The following is a 21312-nucleotide window of genomic DNA, read 5'->3' as shown; positions in this document are numbered from 1 at the left end:
GATGGCCTGAGAGAAGCGCACATGGATGTGCTCGTAGCGGTTTTTGGACAGGCTTTTCCAATCTCGCCCCAGCACCAATCAAAAAAGTCTGGGGCGGTAGCTTAAACCTCCTCCAAAGCCAAAAGCGCCTCACTAAGCTTCGTCACCGGAATCACTGTCATCCCCTCAACAGGCTTGCGAGGCACGTTGGCCTTGGGCACCAGTGCGTGGGTAAAGCCGTGCTTGGAGGCCTCGTAGATCCGTTCCTGGCCACTGGGTACCGGACGAATCTCACCCGACAGGCCGACTTCTCCGAAAATCACCAGATCCTGGGGCAGGGCGCGGTCGCGGAAGGACGAGACAATTGCAGCCAACAGCGCCAGGTCGGCACTGGTCTCGTTGACTTTCACACCGCCGACCACGTTTACGAACACATCCTGATCCGACACATGCATCCCGCCGTGGCGATGCAGAACAGCCAACAGCATGGCCAGTCGATTTTGATCCAGGCCAACAGCCACGCGTCGCGGATAGCCACCCTGGGCCATGTCCACCAGTGCCTGGATCTCCACCAGCATGGGTCGGGTGCCTTCCCAGACCACCATCACCACACTGCCGGGTGCAGCCTCCTCGCCCCGGTTGAGGAAGATTGCGCTGGGGTTTTTCACTTCCTTCAGGCCCTGTTCCAGCATGGCAAAAACGCCCAGCTCATTGACCGCGCCAAAGCGGTTCTTGATGCCTCGCAACGTGCGGTAGCGGCTATCGCTGGAACCTTCCAGCAGGATGGAGCAGTCGATCATGTGCTCCAGCACCTTCGGGCCGGCGAGGCTGCCGTCCTTGGTCACGTGGCCAACGAGGAACAGGATGGTGCCGGTCTGTTTGGCGAAGCGGGTCAGATAGGCGGCGCTTTCGCGGACCTGGGACACGCTGCCGGGAGCGGATTCGGTGTCGGCGACATGCATCACCTGGATACTGTCCACCACCAGAATCCGCGGTTTTTCCGTTTCTGCCACCTGCATAACCCGCTCGACGCTGGTTTCCGACAGCATTTTCAGATCCCTGGTGGGCAAACCCAGGCGTTTGGCACGCATGGCCACCTGTTGCAGGGATTCCTCACCGGTGACATACAGGGCCGGAACACTGGCCGCCAGATGGCAGACTGCCTGAAGCAGCAGCGTACTTTTGCCGGCACCCGGATGGCCACCCATCAGAACGGCCGAACCCTCTACCAGGCCGCCGCCGAGAACCCGGTCAAACTCCTGCATGCCGGAGCTGATACGGGGCTGCTCGGCGAGGCTGACGTCGTCCAGGCTCTGGACTTCCGACAGGCTGCCGGCGAATCCCTCGAAGCGGGCACCGCGGGCGCCTTTGGCATTGCTACTGACGCCGCGGACTTCGCTGACGGTATTCCAGGCCTGGCAGGCCGTGCACTGGCCCTGCCATTTGGAATAGTCCGCACCGCATTCGGTGCAGACGTAGGCGGTTTTGGCTTTGGCCATCAGGCGAGCTTCTTGTACTTCATACGCTTGGGCTGCATGGCAGAGTCCCCCTTGCGTTTCTTGAAGTCTTCGTCGTACTCAGTGAAGTTGCCTTCGAAATAGACTACGTCGCCGTCATCCTCGAACGCCAGGATATGGCTGGCCACCCGGTCCAGGAACCAGCGATCGTGCGAGATCACCAGGGCAGAGCCCGGGAAGTTCAGCAGCGCCTCTTCCAGAGCGCGGAGGGTTTCCACGTCCAGATCGTTGGTGGGTTCGTCCAGCAGTAGCACATTGCCGCCCTGTTTCAGCAGTTTAGCCAGATGCAGCCGGTTACGCTCACCACCGGACAGATCGCCTACACGCTTCTGCTGGTCGCTGCCTTTGAAGTTGAAACGTCCCACGTAGGCCCGGGAGGGGGTCTCGTAGTTGCCCACCTTGATGATGTCATTGCCGTCGGAGAGTTCTTCCCACACGGTTTTACTGCCATCCAGGTCCCGCATCTGATCCACGTAGGCCAGTTCCACGGTGTCACCCACGGTAATGCTGCCGGAATCAGGCTTGTCGAAGCCTGCGATCATCTTGAACAGGGTGGATTTACCGGCGCCGTTGCCACCGATAATACCGACAATGGCGCCCGGCGGGACGCTCAGAGACACGTTCTCATAAAGTAGACGTTCCCCGAAGGACTTGCTGATGCCCTCTACCTCGATCACCTTGTTGCCGAGGCGGGGACCGGGTGGGATATAGAGCTCGTTGGTTTCGTTGCGCTTCTGGAATTCCTGGGAGCTCATTTCCTCAAAGCGGGCCAGGCGGGCCTTGCTCTTGGACTGGCGGCCCTTGGCATTACTGCGTACCCATTCCAGTTCCTGCTTGATGGCTTTCTGGTGAGAGGCTTCCTGCTTGGACTCCATCTCCAGGCGCTTCTCTTTGTTCTCCAGCCACTGGCTGTAGTTGCCTTCAAACGGAATGCCCTGGCCGCGGTCCAGTTCGAGGATCCAACCGGCGACATTGTCGAGGAAGTAGCGGTCGTGGGTGATAGCAACCACGGTGCCTTCGTAGTCATGCAGAAAGCGCTCGAGCCAGGCCACGGATTCGGCATCCAGATGGTTCGTGGGCTCGTCCAGCAGCAGCATGTCCGGGCCGGACAGCAGCAAGCGGCAGAGCGCTACTCGACGGCGCTCACCGCCTGACAGCACCTGGACCTTCTGATCCCATGGCGGAAGACGCAACGCGTCCGCGGCGACTTCCATCTTGCGTTCAATATCGTGGCCGTCAGTGGCCTGGATATACGCTTCCAGTTCACCCTGCTTTTTGGCGAGAGCGTCAAAATCCGCATCCGGTTCGGCATAGGCGGCATAAACCTGATCCAGTTCCGCCAGTGCGTCGTGGACGCCGGAGACTGCCTCATCGACAATTTCCTTGACGGTTTTGTCTTCGTCCAGCTCTGGTTCCTGGGGCAAGTAGCCCACATTGATGCCTGGCTGGGGGCGGGCTTCACCGATGTAATCCTGGTCCACGCCCGCCATAATGCGAAGAAGGGTGGATTTACCAGAACCGTTGAGGCCGAGTACGCCAATCTTGGCGCCCGGGAAGAAGCTCAGGGAAATGTCCTTGAGGATTTCACGCTTGGGCGGAACCACCTTGCCCACGCGGTTCATGGTGTATACGTACTGGGCCATAACTGGCTGTGTCCTCTGTTGTATTCGGAGGTAAATAAAAGGAACTCGCGGATTAGCCCCGTAAGGTAGCGAAACAGGCAGGCTATGGCAATTGTGGGGAAGTGATCGATGTAAGCGAAAATTGCCGTATGACGGTTTCTGCGGAGGGGCAGCTGGCGGTATAAAGGATGATTTTTCACCCATTTGTAGGATAGAATAGCCGCCCAAATTTTTCGGGCAGCTAAGCACACAGGGGCAGCGCATCCATGTTTAATCGTGATATGAAAATCGCCGGCTTTGACGACGAACTCTGGAACGCCATGCAGGCGGAAGAAAAGCGTCAGGAAGTTCACATCGAGTTGATTGCTTCAGAAAACTACACCAGCCCGCGGGTGATGGAAGCCCAGGGCAGCGTGCTCACCAACAAGTACGCCGAAGGCTACCCCGGTAAGCGCTACTATGGTGGTTGTGAGTTTGTCGACATTGCCGAAGACTTGGCGATTAACCGCGCCAAGGAGCTGTTCGGCGCCGCGTACGCCAACGTGCAGCCGCACTCCGGTTCCCAGGCCAACTCCGCGGTATTCATGGCGCTGCTGAAGCCGGGCGATACCGTTCTGGGTATGAGCCTCGCCCACGGTGGTCACCTGACTCACGGTGCCAGCGTGAACTTTTCCGGTAAGATCTATCATGCCGTTCAATATGGTCTGAACCCGGAAACCGGCCTGATCGATTATGACGAAGTGGAAGCCCTGGCGGTTGAGCATAAGCCAAAGATGATCATTGCCGGTTTCTCTGCCTATTCCCAGGAGCTGGATTTTGCCCGCTTCCGCGAGATTGCGGACAAAGTGGGTGCTTACCTGTTTGTGGATATGGCTCACGTTGCAGGTCTGGTGGCGGCTGGTGTCTATCCTGACCCGGTTCCCCACGCCCACGTGGTTGCAACTACCACCCACAAGACCCTGCGCGGCCCACGCGGTGGCCTGATTCTGGCCTGCGACGATGCGGATCTGCAGAAGAAACTGAACTCCGCGGTTTTCCCGGGCGGCCAGGGCGGCCCGCTGATGCACGTGATTGCTGCCAAGGCTGTGTGCTTCAAGGAAGCCATGAGCGAAGAGTTCAAGGCGTATCAGCAGCAGGTTGTGAAGAACGCGTCGGCGATGGCGCAGGTATTCATTGAGCGCGGTTACGATGTCGTGTCCGGTGGTACTAAAAACCATCTGTTCCTGGTCAGCCTGATCAAGCAGGACATTACCGGTAAGGATGCGGATGCAGCCCTGGGCCGTGCCCACATCACCGTCAACAAGAACGCGGTACCGAACGATCCGCGCTCCCCGTTTGTGACGTCTGGGCTGCGTATCGGTACTCCGGCGGTGACTACCCGCGGGTTTGGCGAGACCGAGTGCCGCGATCTGGCCGGCTGGATGTGTGACATCCTCGATAACCTGGAAGACGATGCCGTCAATAACCGTGTACGCGAACAGGTTGAAGCCCTGTGTGCTCGCTTCCCGGTGTACGCGGGCTAAACTTCAGGCAAGGCAGGCCGGGTCGTCCCGTCGACGGCCCGGCAATTCTTTAACCGGTGACTCTTAACCCGGCTATTTTCCGGAGCTCCCGATTATGCACTGTCCCTTCTGTGGTGAAGCAGATACCAAGGTGATTGACTCACGGCTGGTGGCCGAGGGGGATCAGGTGCGTCGTCGCAGAGAGTGTCTGTCCTGCCGTGAGCGTTTCACAACCTTTGAATCCGCCGAACTGGTAATGCCAAGGGTGGTCAAGCAGGATGGCACGCGCCAGCCGTTTGACGAGGAAAAACTCCGTTCCGGCCTGATGAAAGCGCTGGAAAAGCGCCCGGTCAGTATTGAAGAAATCGACGCCGCGTTAAATCGCATCAAGTTCCGGTTGCGCGCTACCGGCGAGCGTGAAGTCAAATCCATGCAGCTTGGCGAGGAAGTCATGACCGAACTTCGCCAGTTGGACAAGGTGGCTTACGTCCGGTTTGCGTCGGTGTACCGGAGCTTTCAGGATATCAACGAATTCAAGGAAGAGATCGAGCGGCTGTCAGCCAATTCCGGCGAGGATCCGGTGGATGTGGCCAAGGTTCTGGCCGGTAATCACTCCTCCAAGGGCAAAGCATGATAGATGCCCAGGACACTGCGTTCATGGCCCGGGCGGTGCAGCTGGCCTGGCGTGGGCGCTACTCGACGCATCCCAATCCACGGGTAGGCTGTGTTATTGCCCGGGGCGGCAAGATCCTGGGGGAAGGCTGGCATGAGCGGGCGGGTGAGGCCCACGCTGAAATTCGTGCGCTGAGTCAGGCAGGGCCGGCGGCGCGAGGCGCTACGGCTTACGTGACCCTGGAACCGTGTAGTCACTTCGGCCGCACACCTCCCTGTGCCAAGGCATTGATTGAGGCCGGCGTTGCCCATGTCTTTGCGGCCACCAAGGACCCCAATCCTTCGGTGTCCGGTCGCGGTCTGGACATGCTTCGCGAAGCGGGTATCCGCGTTACGGAAGGCCTGCTGGCAGATGAGGCCGCCCGGCTCAACCCCGGTTTTATGAAACGAATGAATTCTGGTCGCCCATTTGTCCGGTTAAAGATGGCGGCCAGCCTGGATGGGCGCACGGCGATGGCTTCGGGTGAAAGTCAGTGGATTACCGGGGCAGATGCCCGCCGGGACGTACAGCGCCTGCGTGCCATGAGTGATGCTGTGCTGACCGGTGTTGGTACGGTACTCGCCGACGATCCGTCGCTGACAGTCCGGCGTGAGGAGCTGGGGGATATCGGCGATGCGACCGAGCCATCTCGTATGCCGTTACGGGTGATCGCAGACCGTGATGCCCGCACACCATGCGGCGCAAACATTCTTCAGGGTGGCAACGTTCAGGTGTACTGTGCGTCCCCCACATTGGCGACCGCGCCGGCCCAGGATCTTGCCGCGCTGGGCGTTAGTCTGACCGGGGTCGCCTGGAAGGATAATGGCATCGATGTTGGTGAGCTGCTCGATTCTCTCGGTGAGCTTGGGATCAACGAATTACTGGTGGAAGCCGGGCCAACCCTGGCCGGCACCTTTATTGACGAGCGCCTGGTGGATGAGCTCTGGCTGTACCAGGCGCCGGTATTTCTGGGCAGTACGGGGCGGCCAACAGCCCATCTGCCACTGGAGTCCATGGCGGATAAAGTGCAATGGAAAGTGCTGGATCGCCGTCAGGTGGGTGAGGATCAGCGTTTGATCCTGGCGCCACGATAACGTTTTCAATTCACGGTTTGTTGGTTGCGGGCTCTGCTCCGGCAAACTGAAAGGGTGCAAAATACCTATGGCACTGAATAGTATAGAAGAGATCATTGAAGATATTCGTCAGGGCAAGATGGTGATCCTGATGGACGACGAGGACCGCGAAAATGAGGGCGACCTGGTGATGGCGGCGGAGCATTGCACGCCAGAAGCCATTAATTTCATGGCTCGCTTTGGTCGCGGCCTGATCTGTATGCCCATGACCCGCGCCCGTTGCGAGCAGCTGGGGTTGCCGTTGATGGTTCAGCGTAACGCTTCCGGATTCGGAACCAAGTTTACCCTCTCCATTGAGGCAACCGAGGGCGTAACCACCGGTATTTCAGCAGCGGATCGGTCGCGTACCGTGCAGGCCGCCGTGGCAAAGAATGCCAAGGCATCCGATCTTGTTCAGCCTGGTCATATATTCCCATTGATGGCGGACCCCGGCGGTGTGCTGAGCCGCGCTGGTCATACCGAGGCGTCCTGTGATCTTGCGTCACTGGCCGGTTGCGAACCGGCAGGCGTGATCTGCGAGATCATGAACGACGATGGTTCCATGGCCCGTCGTGAGGATCTTGAACGGTTTGCGGAACAGCACGACCTGAAGGTCGGTACCATCGCCGATCTGATTCATTACCGTACCCTGAACGAGCGTACTATCGAGTGTGTCGAGAAGTACGATCTGGATACAGAATACGGTGTATTCAACCTGAGGACCTATCGGGACAATATCCAGGGTGCAACGCACCTGGCGATGGTGATGGGTGACATCGAGCCGGATGAGCCAGTGCTGGTGCGCGTGCACATCACCGACACCTTGCGCGACCTGTTGGGTGCCCGCCGTGCCGATTCTCGCAGCTGGCCGCTGCACCACGCCCTGGAAAAAGTGGCCGAGGAAGGCCGCGGTGTGGTGGTGCTACTGAACAGCGCCGAGGACAGTTATAACCTGGAAGACCGGATTCACGAGTTCTTCGGAGAAGAGCAGGCGGCAGCTGCGAAAGGCAGTTCCGGTGTGTACTTTACGGTGGGTACCGGCTCCCAGATCCTCAAGGACATTGGTGTGGGCAAAATGCGACTGCTAAGCCCCCCCATCAAGTTTTCTGCGATTTCCGGTTTCGATCTGGAAGTGGAAGAGTACGTACCCTATACCCCCGAATGATGAACCCGCCAGTACTGGTGCTCAGTGCTGCCCGTTAAGGAGCCGTTCATGGCAGATATCAAAGTAATTGAAGGCGATTTCACCCACTGCAGTGGCCGATATGCCCTGGTGGTTGGCCGTTTTAATGGATTCGTTGTGGAAAGCCTGGTGGAAGGTGCGGTGGATACCCTGCGTCGCCATGGCATTGCTGATACAGACATCACCATTGTGCGTGTTCCTGGTGCCTACGAGATGCCGCTGGCGGTCAAGCGCGTTGCCGAAACAGGCAATCATGATGCGATCATCGCACTCGGCGCGGTGATCCGTGGCGGTACGCCGCATTTTGAGTATGTTGCTGGTGAAGCGTCCAGTGGTCTGGGTGCCGTTAGTCTGGAAACGGATGTACCGGTGACCTTCGGTGTGCTGACGGTGGATTCCATTGAACAGGCCATTGAGCGTTCTGGTACCAAGGCTGGTAACAAGGGTGCGGAAGCTGCGATTACCGCTCTGGAAATGGTCAGCCTGTTCAAGAAGCTGGGTGAGTGATGAGCGCAACTGAAGACACTTCTCCGCAGCCAGGCGCGTCCGGGCAACCGAAAGCCGGTGATCGTCGCCGTGCCCGCGCCCTGGCTATGCAGGGACTTTATCAGCGCCATTTCAGCAAGAGCGCGATTTCGGACATCGAATCCGAGTTCCTGGTCGATAACGACATGACCAAGGTGGATACGCTTTATTTCCGGGATTTGTTGCGTGGGGTTCACCGCGAGCAGGCCGAACTCGACAGGTTGCTGGAACCGTTCCTTGACCGTCCGCTCAACGAAGTAGATCCGGTTGAGCTGGCCATCGTCCGTCTTGGTGCCTATGAGCTGAAGCATCGTCTGGATGTGCCGTACAAGGTCGTGATCAATGAAGGCATTGAAATGGCCAAAAAGTTCGGCGGTACGGAGGGGCACAAGTTTGTTAACAGTATCCTCGACAAGCTCAGCCGTCGCTTGCGGCTGGCTGAAACCCGCCCACGCTAACGAATGGGTGAGTTCGAGCTGATACGACGCTATTTCAGTCCTCTCGCCGGGCAGAGCCGCGCTGGGTCGCTTGTGCTCGGCCCGGGGGATGACTGTGCCATCGAGCGTGTTGCGTCCGGTCATGAACTTGTTTTTTCCGTGGACACCCTCGTTGAGGGAGTTCACTTTCCCGCCGGTTATGATCCCGAACATCTCGGTTGGCGATCACTGGCGGTGGCCGCCAGTGATCTGGCCGCCATGGGCGCTCAACCTGTCTGTTTTACCCTCGCGCTGACCTTGCCGGAAGCGTCTCCGGAATGGCTGGATCCTTTTTCCCGCGGACTTTCCCGGGCATCCCGGGCCTTTGGCCTGGAGTTGGCCGGAGGGGATACGACCCGAGGGCCGCTGACGCTCAGTCTTCAGGTACATGGCGAAGTGCCCTCCGGTGCAGCTTTATTGCGTACCGGTGCGGAAGCGGGGGATTTCCTGTGTGTGTCTGGCACACTTGGCGCGGCGGGCGCAGCTCTGGATTATCTTGATTCGGTCTCCCCGTCTGAGGATGAGCGGGCCGTCCTGGAGCGATATCACGCTCCGGTTCCCAGGCTGAATCTGGGGATTGCATTGCGAGGGGTCGCCAGCGCCGCCATCGATATCTCGGATGGCCTGTTGGCAGACCTTGGGCACATTCTGGAGGCCTCCGGTGTCGGGGCTGACCTGGATTGTCAGGCAATGCCGGTGTCTTCGGCAGTCACTCGCCTCAAGGGCCAGGCCGAAGCCCTCAGGCTGGCACTTGAGGCTGGCGACGATTACGAACTATGCGTTGCTATCCCTCCGGCCCTGTGGAAGGAATTGCCAGAGGCTGTACGGACGCAATTGAGTATTGTTGGTAAGGTGGTATCCGAAAGCGGCATTACGGGTATCGAGGGTTCACTGGTGGCTGGTGGATATGATCATTTCGGGAGTAAGTAATGAGTAGTGATAATAACCTGCAGGAGCCCGAATTGACCGGAGCGCTGCTGCCTCCCGGTTTTCTGCGTGATCCGGTTCACCTGCTGGCGTTCGGCTTTGGCAGTGGTGCTGCCTCGCGCGCGCCTGGCACTTGGGGCAGTTTGGCGGCTATTCCGCTATGGCTTGCTATTGCCTGGCTACCATTCGCTGCCTACTGGGCTGTCATTGCGGTTGCCTTTGTCGCAGGGATCTGGCTGTGTGGCAAGACCGCCAATGACCTGAAAGTACACGATCACGGGGGCATTGTCTGGGATGAGTTTGTCGGCATGTGGATTGCCCTGGCACTGATTCCCGACAATATCTATGGGGTGTTGATGGCGTTCGCGTTGTTCCGGTTGTTCGACGTGGTGAAGCCCTGGCCGATCGGCTGGATCGACCGGCGCACACCCGGAGGTCTGGGTATTATGGTAGACGATGTGGTCGCGGGGTTCATGGCGCTCGGTTGCCTGTTCGCCATTGACCGGTGGTTAATGCCGATCATGATCTGATCCGGCTCCTCCCATGAGCCGGATCTGTCGGCTGGTTGAGTCAGTGTATCTGCTGTTGTTGCTCTTCGGGTAGCAGGCGGACAACATGTAAAAAGCGTCTCAGCCCGGTCTCTGCGCGATCACGAGTGGCAAAAGGGCCACTGTCGAAACCTTCCCTGGTCGTGAAGTACCACTTGCTTCCCACACAGAAAAAACGGCTGCTGCGAAACGGTACGGGCCCGTCTTCCCCGGTTCGGCGTTGAGTGTCCATGGAGCCTCCTGTGCCCTGTCGTATTCTGCTTTCAGGGCCACGTCTTGTCCGATTGTATAAAATTAAATCAATTTCGGATGAATTCAACCGTTTTTTGTTGTTTGTAAGCCCTGGGTCTCATTCCGGGTTTTCATCTCTGGAGAGGGCGAGGCTGAAAACCGGGTGCCGCCCTCTTGCCCTGTCCAATGGCACTCGTCAGAATGCCAGCAGTCTGAACTCTTCACATCACAAGGACGCTTCATGAGTATTTATCACGTTTTGCAAGTTTTCAAGGTGACAGCCTTCCCGGTAATGGCTCTCCGATTGTTCGTTTTTGCCCTTGCTGCTGCAATGCTGGCTGGGTGTGCCTCATCCCTGGCCCGGATACAGACGTGGGAAGGGGAGGTTGCTGAGGGTGGTCGTGCGCTACTCAAGGCCCCGGGCGAGATTCAGGTGGTCAGAGTGAATGGTCTGAGCATGAGTGATTTCCTCATGGATGACCTTGCCCTGAATTACGATCTGTTGCCTGGTGAAAACCAGATCGTATTCAACTACAAGACGATCTGGGCCAAAACCGGAGTCGTGCGAGACGGCGAGTCTAAGGTTCATGTGGTGGAGACGGAGCCCCATGCGGTGTCTTTCGTTGCCCAAGCGGGTGAATCCTACACTTTCGAGTTTGACAAACCGGAGTCGCGCCGGGAAGCGGAAGCGCTGCAGGAACGTTTCTCTGGCGCTATTGTGGATGGAGCCGGTGTAGAGGTGGCGAGCTTCAAGTTGTGGAATGGTAAGACGCCTGGTCCTGCGCGCGCACCTGTTTCTGGCGATCAGCGCGGAACGATCGGAACAACAGGCGGTGACACTCTGGGGCAGTTGAAAGCGCTGTGGCAAAACGCCAGCGAAGAGGAAAAGCGTACTTTCTTGCGCTGGGCATTTGAATAACGGTCAGGCGCGGCGCTTCAGCGCCTGAAACGTTGAAGCGTTCTTTTCAGCATACCCTCAAGCAACGTCAGGGCCTCGTCCGCGAGGCTCTGGCCGTTGTCCGTCTGATCATCCAGCTCTTCGTCGGATTCAGTCAGCTTGGCTGCTGAGCTCTCGATGGCGGATAAGCTCTCTTCCAGTAACGGTTTCAGTGACTCGCCATCTGCGACAACGTCGGGGCAGAGTGTGAAGTTTACCGTCAGTCGTCCTTCGTAACTGACCGCTACGATCACCAGTCCCATACTGTCAAACAGCGGCGCGGTATTGTACTGCCGAACCAGGCGTGCACCCTGGAGGTAAAGCGGGACCTGGGGGCCGGGTACGTTGGTGATGGGCAGGTTGAAAACCGGCTGATACCGCTGTGCAATCTGCAGCTCCGAGTAGAGCCGCGCAGACAGAGCCAGCATGGTGGAAGGTAACAGTTCCGTGAGTCTATCCGCCGCAATGGCTTCCCTGTAGGGTTCTGACGCGACTGCATTCCGGTGGATCTTGCGGATTCGGCGGGCGGGGTTCGGTTCGCTGGTTGCCAGATCCAGCAGCATCGCGGACATCTGATTGCCCGTTGCTTTGCGCAGGCTGTTGGAGCGCACGGATATCGGGGTCATGGCGACCAGTGACTTGTCCGGATCCCCTTCCTGGTTTACCAGATATCGCCGGAGTGCCTCGGCGCACAGCCCGAGGACCACGTCATTGAGGGTGACGTTGCCCAGGCTAGCTTTTATGGCCTTGAGGCGAGCCAGATCAATATCGGCGGCTACAATCTGACGATTCGCGGTGATCTGGCGGTTGAAGGGGCTGTGGGGCGCAGAGAATACCGGGAATGGTAGCGGCAACTTCCGCATCTGTTTCTGAATCAGCCCCCGCGCCGTTATCTCCGCTGCGCTGAATGCGAGAGAGGTGACCTGGAGGGGTTTGCGCAGCAGGTTAGCGCCGGTCTGCACAATAACCCGCTCTTCTGACGGAGCGGGCTTGGGGTGCCAGGGGCGGGGAGGGGAAATGGGTCTTGCCTCTGGCGTATATTCCAGCAACTTACCAATGATTTCCTCACCACTGAAGGCGTCAATGGCCGCGTGGTGAAGTTTGACGATCAGGGCGAACCCGTGGTGCCCATCGTCGTCATCCGCTGCGGGGAAACCATCCACAAAGGTGATGTGCCAAAGTGGGCGATCCCGTTTGAGTGGCTCCTCCAGAATTTTGGAAGCCAGTTCCATCATGCCCTGCACATGACCGTGTTCACCCAGGTTGACGTAGGCGAGGTGGCGCTCGATGCTGAAATCTGGATCATCAATCCAGTAGGGACGACCAAGACGAAAGGGGATTTCTTTCAGGCGCTGGCGGAACAGGGGAACCACATGGAGCCGGCTGCGCAGATAAGCCACAAAGGTGCTGAAGGCCAGTGGTTTGTTGCTGCCACGACCATCAAACAGATAGATGCCCCCGATGTGCATGGGCGCCGTTTCCGACTCCAGGTAAAGAAAAGAGGCATCCAGTTCCGACAACTGCCGCATGTTTGAACTCCGTTCGGCGTTTTGTTTTCCGGCAGTATAAACGAGTAGTGCCGGATTCCGTTGGCTGTTTTGCCTCTTCCGCCTACGCCTCGGCGGCCACGTCGACCTCGGGGTTAAGTTTCAAGCCAGGAGGACAATTCCTCTGATTGGCTCAGGTGTTTCCAGAACCACATCAAGGCTTTGCCCTGATCTTCAGCGTGCCGTGCCAGGTGGAGCATAATGGGTTGGCGAACGTCATGGACATCAACGGCAATCAACTGGCCTTCCCTCAGTTGCGAGCGAATCCGCGATTCCGGCAGCCAGCCCACTCCCAGTCCCGCCCGCTGCACAGCAATCTTCTGGTCAATGTTGGCTACCGTGATGGTGCGTTGTCGCCGGAAGATGCCTGCATGCCCAGGCGGTAGTGAGCGGGAGGTGTCCGCCGCAACCGCAGCCGGGTAGCGGGCAATATCCTCTTCCGTCAATGGTTGGGGGGCGGAAGCCAGCGGGTGATCGGGAGCAACGGCGTACACAAAGTTCATCTTGCCGAGGGCCTTGGTGGTAAAGGTGCCGGCCGGCTTGCTGAGCTGATCTGCGCCGACAATCAGATCGATACGGCGACTCTGCAGCGCGTCCCAGGAGCCGGCAAATACTTCTTCAACGAGCTGAACTTCTACGGGAATGTTCAGATCGTTGAATGCCTTAATGGCCGGAAACAGGCATTCGGCGGGGAGCAGGGAGTTGAAGCCGATGCGCAGTCGGGTTTCCCAACCCTGGGCGACCTGTTTGGTGGTGTGCGCCAGGTTTTCCGCAGCTTCCAAAAGGGTTCGGCCTTCCTCCAGCAAGTAGCGTCCCGCTGGCGTCAGGGTGGCGCGATGACCACTGCGGTCGTAGATGGCGATGTTCAGATCTTCCTCAAGCTTCTGCACCGTATAGCTTATGGCGGAGGGTACCCGGAACAGTTCCCCCGCGGCGCCGGCGAAACTGCCTTTGCGGTCAATGGCATCGAGGACTTTGAGAGCGTCTATGGTGATGGCTGTATGCATGTTCGAAATATCTGAGGTTGTTGGCCAGAAAAGCTTGTTTGAGAGGGTAGCAGGCTGACCGTTATTCTTCTTCAAATATTATCGGGTTTTGGAGAGGGAGACATTATGGGCCTTTTAGTTGACGGCAAATGGCACGATCAGTGGTACGACACCAGCAAGACCGGTGGCAAGTTTGAACGGGAGGCTGCGAGGTTCCGCAACTGGGTAACGGCGGATGGCTCGCCTGGTCCGGAAGGTCAGGGTGGATTCAAGGCCGAGTCGGGTCGATACCATCTGTATGTGTCGATGGCGTGTCCCTGGGCACATCGCACCTTGATTTTCAGGAAATTGAAGGGGTTGGAGCAGCACATTTCCGTGTCGGTGGTTCATCCGGACATGGTAGAGAACGGCTGGGAGTTCCGGCCCGGTGATGAGCGCCACAGGGATCATTTGCACGATTATGGTTTCCTGCATCAGGTTTACACCCGGGCGGCGCCGGATTATTCCGGTCGAGTGACGGTACCGGCGTTGTGGGATCGGGAAAAGCAGACCATTGTCAGCAACGAATCGGCTGAGATTATCCGGATGTTCAATTCCGCGTTTGATGGTCTGGATGGTGTGCGTGAGGAGCTGGATTTCTATCCTGAGCCGCTTCGAGGTGAGATCGAAGAGGTGAATGCCCGGGTGTATGACACCGTCAACAATGGGGTCTATAAGGCCGGGTTTGCCACCGCCCAGGACAAGTACGAAGAGGCTTATGGTGCATTGTTTGACTCACTTGACTGGCTGGAGGCGCGCTTGGAAAAGCAGCGCTATCTGGTCGGAGGGCAGCTCACTGAGGCGGATTGGCGTCTGTTTACCACTTTGATCCGGTTCGACGCGGTGTACTACAGTCACTTCAAATGCAACCGGCAACGCATTGGGGACTTTCCGGCGTTATCGGCTTATGTTCGTGATCTGTATCAGGTGCCGGGGGTGTCGGAGACGGTCGACATCGGCCAGATCAAGCAGCACTACTATGTGAGCCAGCGGACCATCAACCCGACCCAGATTGTCGCTGTGGGGCCGCAACTGGATTTTGAGACGCCCCACGGCAGAGAGTCACTGGGTTGAGTTAACTGACGCGGGCAACGGCAACTTCGGTGAGGAGTGCCAGCGCTTCTTTGTAATCGGATTCGGGAAGGGCATCGAGGCACTCCGCTGCCAGGGAAGCCTGCTCCCTGGCTTTCGCCATGGTGTACTCCAGGGCGTCGGAGCTGTCGACTATCTGCAGGATAGCCGGCAGGTCATCCAGGCCGCCCTTGCGAATGGCCTGACGAATCAGCTGGCGTTCATCTTCCACGCCTTTGTCCATGGCGTGAATCAGGGGCAGGGTGGTCTTGCCCTCGGCGAGGTCGTCACCCACGTTCTTGCCCATGGCTTCGGCGTCGCCGCGGTAGTCGAGCACGTCATCCACCAGCTGGAATGCCAGTCCCAGGTGTTTGCCGTAGTCCTTCAGGGCATTTTCCTGACGTTCGTCGGCGCCGGCCAGCAAGGCACCGGTGTGGGAGGCGGCCTCAAACAGCATGGCGGTCTTGTTGTGGATGACCTCCATGTACTGCGCCTCGGTGAGGTCCGGATTCTTTACGTTCATCAATTGCATCACCTCGCCCTCGGCAATGACAGCGGTGGCGTGTGACAATACATCCATGATGCGCAGGCTTTGCAGCTCCACCATCATCTCGAATGCGCGGGCATAGAGGAAATCACCTACCAGCACGCTGGGGGCGTTTCCCCACCGGGCATTGGCAGTGCTGCGGCCCCGGCGCATGTCGGATGTGTCCACCACATCGTCATGGAGCAGGGTTGCGGTGTGCAGGAATTCGATAACGGCGGCCAGTTTGAGGTGGTCGTCCCTGTGGTAGCCTGCGGCCTGGCTGGACAAGAGGACCAGCAGGGGCCTCAGCCTTTTACCACCACTTTCAATGATATAGTGGGCTATTTTCTCCACCAGCGGGACATCGGAAGAAAGCCGTTTGATGATCAGGTCGTTCACGCGGCTGAAATCATCCGCTACGGTGTCGTAGATGCGCTGGGCTGTCATGCGGCTTGTGGATCCCTTTCTGGTGTTTTCGTTGATGCTTTCTTTGATAAATCGGGCAGGAAGCGGCAATGCTAGGTACTGGGGCTTTCTGTGTCAACTTGGCTTGTATTGCCGGGCCGGTTTTCGTACAATCACGCGCCCAACTCATCCCAACCTGCGCTCCCTGCTATAGGGTTGCCGAAGCGCTTCCCTTAGAACCAGGTGGATAAGAGCAGGGATGGGTCAATCGCGGAGAACGTTAATGTACGCAGTTATTGTTAGCGGTGGTAAGCAGCACCGTGTAAAAGAAGGCGAAACTCTGAAGCTGGAAAAGCTGGAAGTGGAAACCGGCGGTAACGTCGAGTTTGACCGCGTTCTGCTGGTTGCCGATGGTGACAAGGTTCAGGTTGGTGCGCCGGTTGTTGATGGTGCCAAAGTGACAGCCGAAGTGGTTAGCCACGGTCGTCACGATAAGATCCAGATCATCAAGTTCCGTCGTCGTAAGCATTCCATGAAGCGTCAGGGCCACCGTCAGTGGTTTACTGAAGTCAAGATCACGGGTATCAAGGGCTAAGACCCTCGAATAACCCCTTAGATAAGGAGGCTTGTAATGGCTCATAAAAAGGCAGCAGGTAGTACCCGTAACGGTCGCGATTCCGAGTCGAAACGACTTGGTGTGAAGCGCTTTGGCGGTGAGGCTGTTTCTGCAGGCAGCATCATTGTTCGTCAGCGCGGCACCCGTTTTCACGCTGGTAACAACGTTGGTATTGGCAAGGACCACACCCTGTTTGCGAAAGCAGACGGTCAGGTGAAGTTCGAAGTCAAAGGCCCGCAGAGCCGTAAGTTCGTGAGCATCGTTCCGGCTGCGTAAGCAGCGGCGATCCGGTTCTGTCGAACCTTGGATTGCTCTGGTGGTATCATCAGGGTGATCCGGAGCCCCGCAAAGCTTCCTAGAGGCTGCGGGGCTTTTTAGTTTATGCGCACAGCGCAAAGGGTTGATCCATGAAATTCGTAGACGAAGCCACCATCATCGTGGAAGCCGGTAAGGGCGGTCACGGCTGCCTGAGTTTCCGGCGAGAAAAGTACGTTCCCAAGGGTGGTCCCGACGGTGGTGACGGCGGGGATGGTGGTTCCGTGTATCTGGAAGCGGACGATTCACTCAATACGCTGATCGACTACCGCTTCCAGCGCAAACACAAGGCTCAGAATGGTGAGCCGGGTTCCGGTCGCAACTGCACCGGCACCAAGGGTGAAGATCTGGTGCTGCCGGTGCCTGTCGGTACCACGGTTGTCGATATGGACACCCATGAGGTGCTCGGGGACCTGACTCATGTCGGGCAGCGCCTGAAGGTCGCCCAGTGTGGTTTTCATGGCCTCGGCAATACCCGCTTCAAGTCCTCGGTCAACCGCGCTCCGCGCCAGACGACCAAGGGCTCGGAAGGTGAGTTGCGCAACCTGCGGCTGGAGCTCAAGGTATTGGCGGACGTGGGCCTTCTGGGTATGCCCAATGCGGGCAAGTCCACCTTTATCCGTTCCGTATCGGCGGCGCGGCCCAAAGTGGCGGACTACCCGTTTACCACGCTGGTGCCTAACCTGGGCGTAGTCAGCGTGCAGGCGCACCAGAGTTTCGTCATCGCCGACATTCCTGGATTGATTGAGGGCGCTGCTGAAGGCGCTGGGCTCGGCATCCGTTTCCTGAAGCACCTGGTTCGCACGCGCCTGCTGTTGCACCTTGTAGACGTGGCTCCCTACGATGGCTCCTCGCCGACGGAGTCTGTTCGAGCCATTGAGCATGAGTTGGAGAAGTTCAGTGAAACCTTGGCTAACCGGGAGCGTTGGCTGGTCCTCAACAAAGTAGACATGGTTGCGGAAGAAGACCGGGATGCCCACTGCCAGGCTATTGTTGATGAGCTGGGTTGGGAGGGGCCGGTGTTCCGTATTTCCGCATTGAGCGGAGAGGGTACCAAGCCGTTGACCCAGGCGGTCATGCGCTGGATTGAAGAGCAAGCCGAGGAGGAGGCTCAGAATCCTGAATTCGCCGAGCGCGAGGCGGCGCGGCGCCGCCAGATGGATGAGGAAGCACGTGCCCGTATTGAGGCGGAGCGTCAGGCTCGCCGTGCTGCCCGTGAGGACGATGACGATGACGACTTCGACGACGATGATTACGACGTCGAAGTGGTTTATGCCCCGGAATAATTCGATAGATTTATCAGTGAGCGCCCAGACGAATCATGAGTGAACGCACCCAGTTACGTCAGGCTCGTCGCCTGGTTGTGAAAATAGGAAGCGCCCTGCTGACCAATGATGGCAAGGGGCTGGATGTTGCGGCCCTGGGGTTGTGGGTGGATCAGATTGCCGAGCTGATTGACGATGGCGTAGAGGTGGTTATCGTTTCTTCGGGCTCCGTTGCTGAAGGGATGAGTCGCCTGGGGTGGACGTCCCGCCCGCAACAGTTGCATGAGTTGCAGGCCGCAGCTGCAGTTGGTCAGATGGGGCTCGTGCAGACCTGGGAGGCCCAGTTCAAGCGCCACGATATCCATACCGCCCAGATTCTGCTGACTCACGATGATTTGTCTGACCGCAAGCGGTACCTGAACGGGCGCAGCACGCTGAGGGCGCTGCTGGATTTTGGTGTGGTGCCCATCGTTAATGAGAACGACACCGTGGTCACGGACGAAATACGCTTTGGTGACAACGACACGCTTGGCGCCCTGGTGGCTAACCTGATTGAGGCGGATGGTCTGATCATTCTCACCGATCAGCTTGGGCTGTTTGACAAGGATCCCCGCAAGCACGCCGATGCGCAGCTGGTCACCGAGCGGAAAGCCGGGGATCATGAGCTGGACGCCATGGCCGGTGGCGGTGCCGGTACTCTCGGGCGAGGCGGTATGCAGACCAAGGTTCGTGCGGCTCGCCTGGCGGCTCGCTCTGGTGCCTTTACCGTCATTGTCGGTGGTCGGATAGAGCATGCCATTACGCGTCTGCGTAGCGGCGATGTGATTGGTACGATGCTGTTGCCGGAGCAGGGGCGGATTGCGGCGCGTAAGCAGTGGCTTGCCAGCCACTTGCAAACGCGAGGTCAACTTGCGCTGGATGATGGTGCTGTAAGAGTGCTGTGCCTGGGTGGTCGCAGTCTGTTGCCGGTTGGCGTCAAGAGTGTGTCCGGTCAGTTCCGTCGCGGCGAAATGGTTTCCTGCGTGGATCGGAGCGGGAAAGAAGTTGCCCGTGGGCTGGTCAACTATGATGCGGACGAGGCCAGGGCCATTGCCGGCCGTTCCAGCGGCAGGATTGCAGAAGTGCTTGGCTATATCTCGGACGAAGAGATGATACACCGGGATAACATGGTAATTGTCTAGCGTTTCCACTTCCCCCGATTTGGCGGGCAGGCACAAAAAAACCGGCTCGAAAGCCGGTTTTTTTAGCTCTGAAGGAAAGTCGCTTACGCGCTCTTCAGGGCCTTGATCTTGGCGCTCAGGCGGCTCTTATGGCGAGCAACCTTGTTCTTGGCGAAGATGCCCTTGTTGACCATGCTGTCCATGATCGGCTGAAACTGCTGGAAGGCAGTCTGTGCTTCTTCGTAGTTGCCGGCTTCAATCTTGGATTGAACTTTTTTCATGTAAGTACGAGCCATGGAACGCAGGCTGGCATTGTGCTTGCGGTTCTTCTCGTTCTGACGAGCGCGCTTCTTGGCTTGCGGGGAATTTGCCACCGTATAACTCCTGAAAATCTGTAATTGATTCGAAAAATTCGCGGGCGCGCCAAAACCAGCGCGTCGAAATAAATGACGCGGAACTATGCCGCTGATGGGTTTAAATGTCAAGGCTTAAACCCATTTCATCCCGTGGCACATAAGGGCTGTGCTAAACTCGCCGCCAGCCATTTTCATGAGCCATTTCAGACATCAGGACCCGCATGTCATCCCAAGCTGAAGATACGCCACAGAAAAAAGAACCGCCGAAAGCGCCGGGCCTGCTCCGCTCGTCAGGATTGGTTGGGGTGATGACGATGCTCTCGCGGGTGCTGGGGCTGGTGCGGGACATGGTGATTGCCCGTTATTTTGGCGCCGGAGCCAGTGCCGACGCCTTCTTCGTCGCCTTCAAGATTCCCAACTTCCTCCGCCGGCTGTTCGCAGAGGGGGCTTTTTCCCAGGCCTTTGTGCCGGTGCTGTCGTCCTATCGGGAAAAAGAGGACATTGCCGAGGTGCGTCGGTTGGTCAACGCGGTCGCCGGCTCCCTCGGACTGGTGCTGCTTGGGGTGACCATCGTTGCGATGCTGGGGGCGCCATTATTGACGGCACTGTTTGCGCCCGGCTTTCTTGATGACGACTACAAGTTTGGTCTGGCCAGCGACATGCTGCGGATTACCTTTCCGTACCTGTTGTTGATCTCGCTGACCGCCTTCGCGGGCGGCATTCTCAACAGCTATGACCGGTTTGCGATCCCGGCCTTTACGCCAGTGTTGCTGAACCTGGCGATGATCGGTGCCGCGATATTCCTCACGCCACTGATGGAGACCCCGATAATGGCCTTGGCTTGGGGGGTGTTTATTGCCGGGGCGCTGCAGTTGTTCTTCCAGTTGCCGTTTCTGATGCGTCTTGGGCTGCTGCCCCGGCCCAGGGTGGATTATCGCCATGAAGGTGTAAACCGGATTCTGAGGCTGATGGCGCCGGCGTTATTTGGTGTCTCGGTCAGTCAGATCAACCTCCTGTTGGATACGGTGCTGGCCTCTTTCCTGCAAACCGGCAGTGTCTCCTGGCTGTATTACTCCGACCGCTTATCCGAGTTGCCCCTTGGGGTGTTCGGCATCGCCATTGCCACCGTGATTCTGCCCAGCCTGTCCCGCAAGCACGCGGCAGCATCCGCTGACCAGTTTGCCGCCACGCTGGATTGGGCTGTGCGGGCGGTTCTGCTGATTGGCGTGCCAGCGGCACTGGCACTGGCGTTACTTGCCGAGCCGCTGATCGCCACGCTGTTCCATTATGGCGAAGTGACGGATCGTGATGTCACCATGTCCGCGCAAAGTTTGCGTGCTTACTCGGCCGGGTTGCTGGCCTTTATGCTGATCAAGGTGCTGGCGCCGGGTTTCTTTGCCAGGCAGGACACCAAAACACCGGTCAAGATCGGCGTGATCGCCATGGTTGCCAACATGGTGTTTAACCTTATGCTCGTCTTTCCGCTGGCCCACGCTGGGCTGGCATTGGCGACCTCGTTGTCCGCCTGGTTGAACGGTTTCCTGTTGTGGCGGGGGTTGCGAAAAGAGGGGGCCTGGCAAAGCCAGCCAGGATGGCCCCGGTTCCTCGGTCAGCTTGCCTTTGCCAATGTTGCGCTGGCTGGTGTTGTCGTCTGGTTGCAAGCCCCGGTTGCCGACTGGCTTGCCGCTGATGGGCTGCAAAAGGCGGCAGACATGGGTGTTCTGGTGGCTGCCGGGGTGGCTGTTTACTTTGTTGCGCTGGCCGTTGCCGGCGTCCGGGTAAGACATTTCCGCCACAGGTAGGGTATAATCGCGC

22 protein-coding genes are annotated in these 21312 nt (G+C 58.2%); 15 read left to right on the top strand and 7 right to left on the bottom strand.

All coding sequences use genetic code 11. The features are described 5' to 3' along the window. Nucleotides 1-101: 101 nt before the first annotated feature. Together radA and ettA are read right to left on the bottom strand one after the other, a co-directional pair. Nucleotides 102-1478 (bottom strand): DNA repair protein RadA, encoded by a 1377-nt coding sequence (radA, locus tag MARLIPOL_RS17690; RefSeq protein WP_012139715.1) that lies wholly within the window; start codon nucleotides 1476-1478, stop codon nucleotides 102-104. Then, nucleotides 1478-3139 carry an energy-dependent translational throttle protein EttA gene (ettA, locus tag MARLIPOL_RS17685; protein ID WP_012139713.1) on the bottom strand — a complete coding sequence of 554 codons (1662 nt, stop codon included), beginning with the start codon at nucleotides 3137-3139 and terminating at the stop codon, nucleotides 1478-1480. Before ettA ends, radA begins: the two co-directional genes overlap by 1 nt. A gap of 245 nt (nucleotides 3140-3384) precedes the next feature. On the opposite strand from ettA, the gene glyA reads away from it, so the two are divergent. From glyA to MARLIPOL_RS17645, 8 genes are all read left to right on the top strand, one after another. Next, a complete protein-coding gene (glyA, locus tag MARLIPOL_RS17680; RefSeq protein WP_012139712.1) occupies nucleotides 3385-4641 on the top strand; it encodes a serine hydroxymethyltransferase in 1257 nt (418 codons plus the stop codon). Nucleotides 4642-4735: 94 nt separating this feature from the next. Further along, nucleotides 4736-5254: a transcriptional regulator NrdR gene (gene nrdR, locus MARLIPOL_RS17675; RefSeq protein WP_012139711.1), complete on the top strand. Its 519-nt coding sequence runs from the start codon at nucleotides 4736-4738 to the stop codon at nucleotides 5252-5254. Beyond that, nucleotides 5251-6366, top strand: a complete 1116-nt coding sequence (gene ribD, locus MARLIPOL_RS17670) for a bifunctional diaminohydroxyphosphoribosylaminopyrimidine deaminase/5-amino-6-(5-phosphoribosylamino)uracil reductase RibD (protein ID WP_012139710.1) — start codon at nucleotides 5251-5253, stop codon at nucleotides 6364-6366. Before nrdR ends, ribD begins: the two co-directional genes overlap by 4 nt. Nucleotides 6367-6433: 67 nt before the next feature. Beyond that, entirely contained in the window at nucleotides 6434-7549 is a 1116-nt protein-coding gene (gene ribBA / locus MARLIPOL_RS17665) for a bifunctional 3,4-dihydroxy-2-butanone-4-phosphate synthase/GTP cyclohydrolase II (RefSeq protein WP_012139709.1), read from the top strand. A gap of 48 nt (nucleotides 7550-7597) precedes the next feature. Continuing rightward, nucleotides 7598-8074, top strand: coding sequence for a 6,7-dimethyl-8-ribityllumazine synthase (gene ribH / locus MARLIPOL_RS17660; RefSeq protein ID WP_012139708.1), 477 nt, complete (start codon nucleotides 7598-7600; stop codon nucleotides 8072-8074). Then, on the top strand, nucleotides 8074-8550 hold the full coding sequence (nusB, locus tag MARLIPOL_RS17655) for a transcription antitermination factor NusB (protein WP_012139707.1): 477 nt from the start codon (nucleotides 8074-8076) through the stop codon (nucleotides 8548-8550). The genes ribH and nusB overlap by 1 nt, the downstream gene beginning before the upstream one ends. Before the next feature lie 3 nt (nucleotides 8551-8553). After that, nucleotides 8554-9498, top strand: coding sequence for a thiamine-phosphate kinase (gene thiL / locus MARLIPOL_RS17650; RefSeq protein ID WP_012139705.1), 945 nt, complete (start codon nucleotides 8554-8556; stop codon nucleotides 9496-9498). Further along, a complete protein-coding gene (locus tag MARLIPOL_RS17645; RefSeq protein WP_012139704.1) occupies nucleotides 9498-10025 on the top strand; it encodes a phosphatidylglycerophosphatase A family protein in 528 nt (175 codons plus the stop codon). Before thiL ends, MARLIPOL_RS17645 begins: the two co-directional genes overlap by 1 nt. A gap of 40 nt (nucleotides 10026-10065) precedes the next feature. On the opposite strand, the gene MARLIPOL_RS17640 is transcribed toward MARLIPOL_RS17645, so the two are convergent. Next, nucleotides 10066-10275: a DUF6316 family protein gene (locus MARLIPOL_RS17640; protein ID WP_036192424.1), complete on the bottom strand. Its 210-nt coding sequence runs from the start codon at nucleotides 10273-10275 to the stop codon at nucleotides 10066-10068. Nucleotides 10276-10515: 240 nt separating this feature from the next. On the opposite strand from MARLIPOL_RS17640, the gene MARLIPOL_RS17635 reads away from it, so the two are divergent. After that, entirely contained in the window at nucleotides 10516-11193 is a 678-nt protein-coding gene (locus MARLIPOL_RS17635) for a DUF2057 family protein (protein ID WP_012139703.1), read from the top strand. Nucleotides 11194-11210: 17 nt separating this feature from the next. On the opposite strand, the gene MARLIPOL_RS17630 is transcribed toward MARLIPOL_RS17635, so the two are convergent. Together MARLIPOL_RS17630 and MARLIPOL_RS17625 are read right to left on the bottom strand one after the other, a co-directional pair. Next, entirely contained in the window at nucleotides 11211-12740 is a 1530-nt protein-coding gene (locus tag MARLIPOL_RS17630; protein ID WP_012139702.1) for a WS/DGAT/MGAT family O-acyltransferase, read from the bottom strand. A 113-nt stretch (nucleotides 12741-12853) separates the two neighbouring features. Continuing rightward, entirely contained in the window at nucleotides 12854-13765 is a 912-nt protein-coding gene (locus tag MARLIPOL_RS17625) for a LysR substrate-binding domain-containing protein (RefSeq protein WP_012139701.1), read from the bottom strand. Between the two features lie 105 nt (nucleotides 13766-13870). Here MARLIPOL_RS17625 and MARLIPOL_RS17620 point away from each other — a divergent pair, with 105 nt between their 5' ends. Continuing rightward, nucleotides 13871-14857 (top strand): glutathione S-transferase family protein, encoded by a 987-nt coding sequence (locus tag MARLIPOL_RS17620; protein WP_012139700.1) that lies wholly within the window; start codon nucleotides 13871-13873, stop codon nucleotides 14855-14857. Between the two features lies 1 nt (nucleotide 14858). Here the strand turns inward: MARLIPOL_RS17620 and ispB are convergent, their stop codons facing one another. Then, complete coding sequence (gene ispB, locus MARLIPOL_RS17615; RefSeq protein WP_012139699.1) at nucleotides 14859-15827, bottom strand: octaprenyl diphosphate synthase; 969 nt, start codon at nucleotides 15825-15827, stop codon at nucleotides 14859-14861. A gap of 241 nt (nucleotides 15828-16068) precedes the next feature. Here ispB and rplU point away from each other — a divergent pair, with 241 nt between their 5' ends. From rplU to proB, 4 genes are all read left to right on the top strand, one after another. Next, on the top strand, nucleotides 16069-16380 hold the full coding sequence (gene rplU / locus MARLIPOL_RS17610) for a 50S ribosomal protein L21 (RefSeq protein ID WP_012139698.1): 312 nt from the start codon (nucleotides 16069-16071) through the stop codon (nucleotides 16378-16380). A 36-nt stretch (nucleotides 16381-16416) separates the two neighbouring features. Continuing rightward, complete coding sequence (gene rpmA, locus MARLIPOL_RS17605; protein ID WP_012139697.1) at nucleotides 16417-16677, top strand: 50S ribosomal protein L27; 261 nt, start codon at nucleotides 16417-16419, stop codon at nucleotides 16675-16677. A gap of 131 nt (nucleotides 16678-16808) precedes the next feature. Continuing rightward, the gene (gene cgtA / locus MARLIPOL_RS17600) at nucleotides 16809-18002 is read left to right on the top strand and encodes an Obg family GTPase CgtA (protein ID WP_012139696.1); all 1194 of its coding nucleotides are present in this window, start codon (nucleotides 16809-16811) and stop codon (nucleotides 18000-18002) included. 35 nt (nucleotides 18003-18037) lie between these two features. Continuing rightward, the gene (gene proB, locus MARLIPOL_RS17595; protein ID WP_012139695.1) at nucleotides 18038-19162 is read left to right on the top strand and encodes a glutamate 5-kinase; all 1125 of its coding nucleotides are present in this window, start codon (nucleotides 18038-18040) and stop codon (nucleotides 19160-19162) included. A gap of 83 nt (nucleotides 19163-19245) precedes the next feature. Here the strand turns inward: proB and rpsT are convergent, their stop codons facing one another. Further along, complete coding sequence (rpsT, locus tag MARLIPOL_RS17590; RefSeq protein WP_012139694.1) at nucleotides 19246-19515, bottom strand: 30S ribosomal protein S20; 270 nt, start codon at nucleotides 19513-19515, stop codon at nucleotides 19246-19248. Nucleotides 19516-19718: 203 nt separating this feature from the next. Here rpsT and murJ point away from each other — a divergent pair, with 203 nt between their 5' ends. Continuing rightward, a complete protein-coding gene (gene murJ, locus MARLIPOL_RS17585) occupies nucleotides 19719-21299 on the top strand; it encodes a murein biosynthesis integral membrane protein MurJ (protein ID WP_012139693.1) in 1581 nt (526 codons plus the stop codon). Nucleotides 21300-21312: the final 13 nt, after the last annotated feature.

The organism is Marinobacter lipolyticus SM19 (assembly GCF_000397065.2).
Lineage (GTDB): Bacteria > Pseudomonadota > Gammaproteobacteria > Pseudomonadales > Oleiphilaceae > Marinobacter > Marinobacter lipolyticus.
Note: the sequence above shows the minus strand (reverse complement) of the source record. Positions and strands in the feature narration are given on the sequence as shown.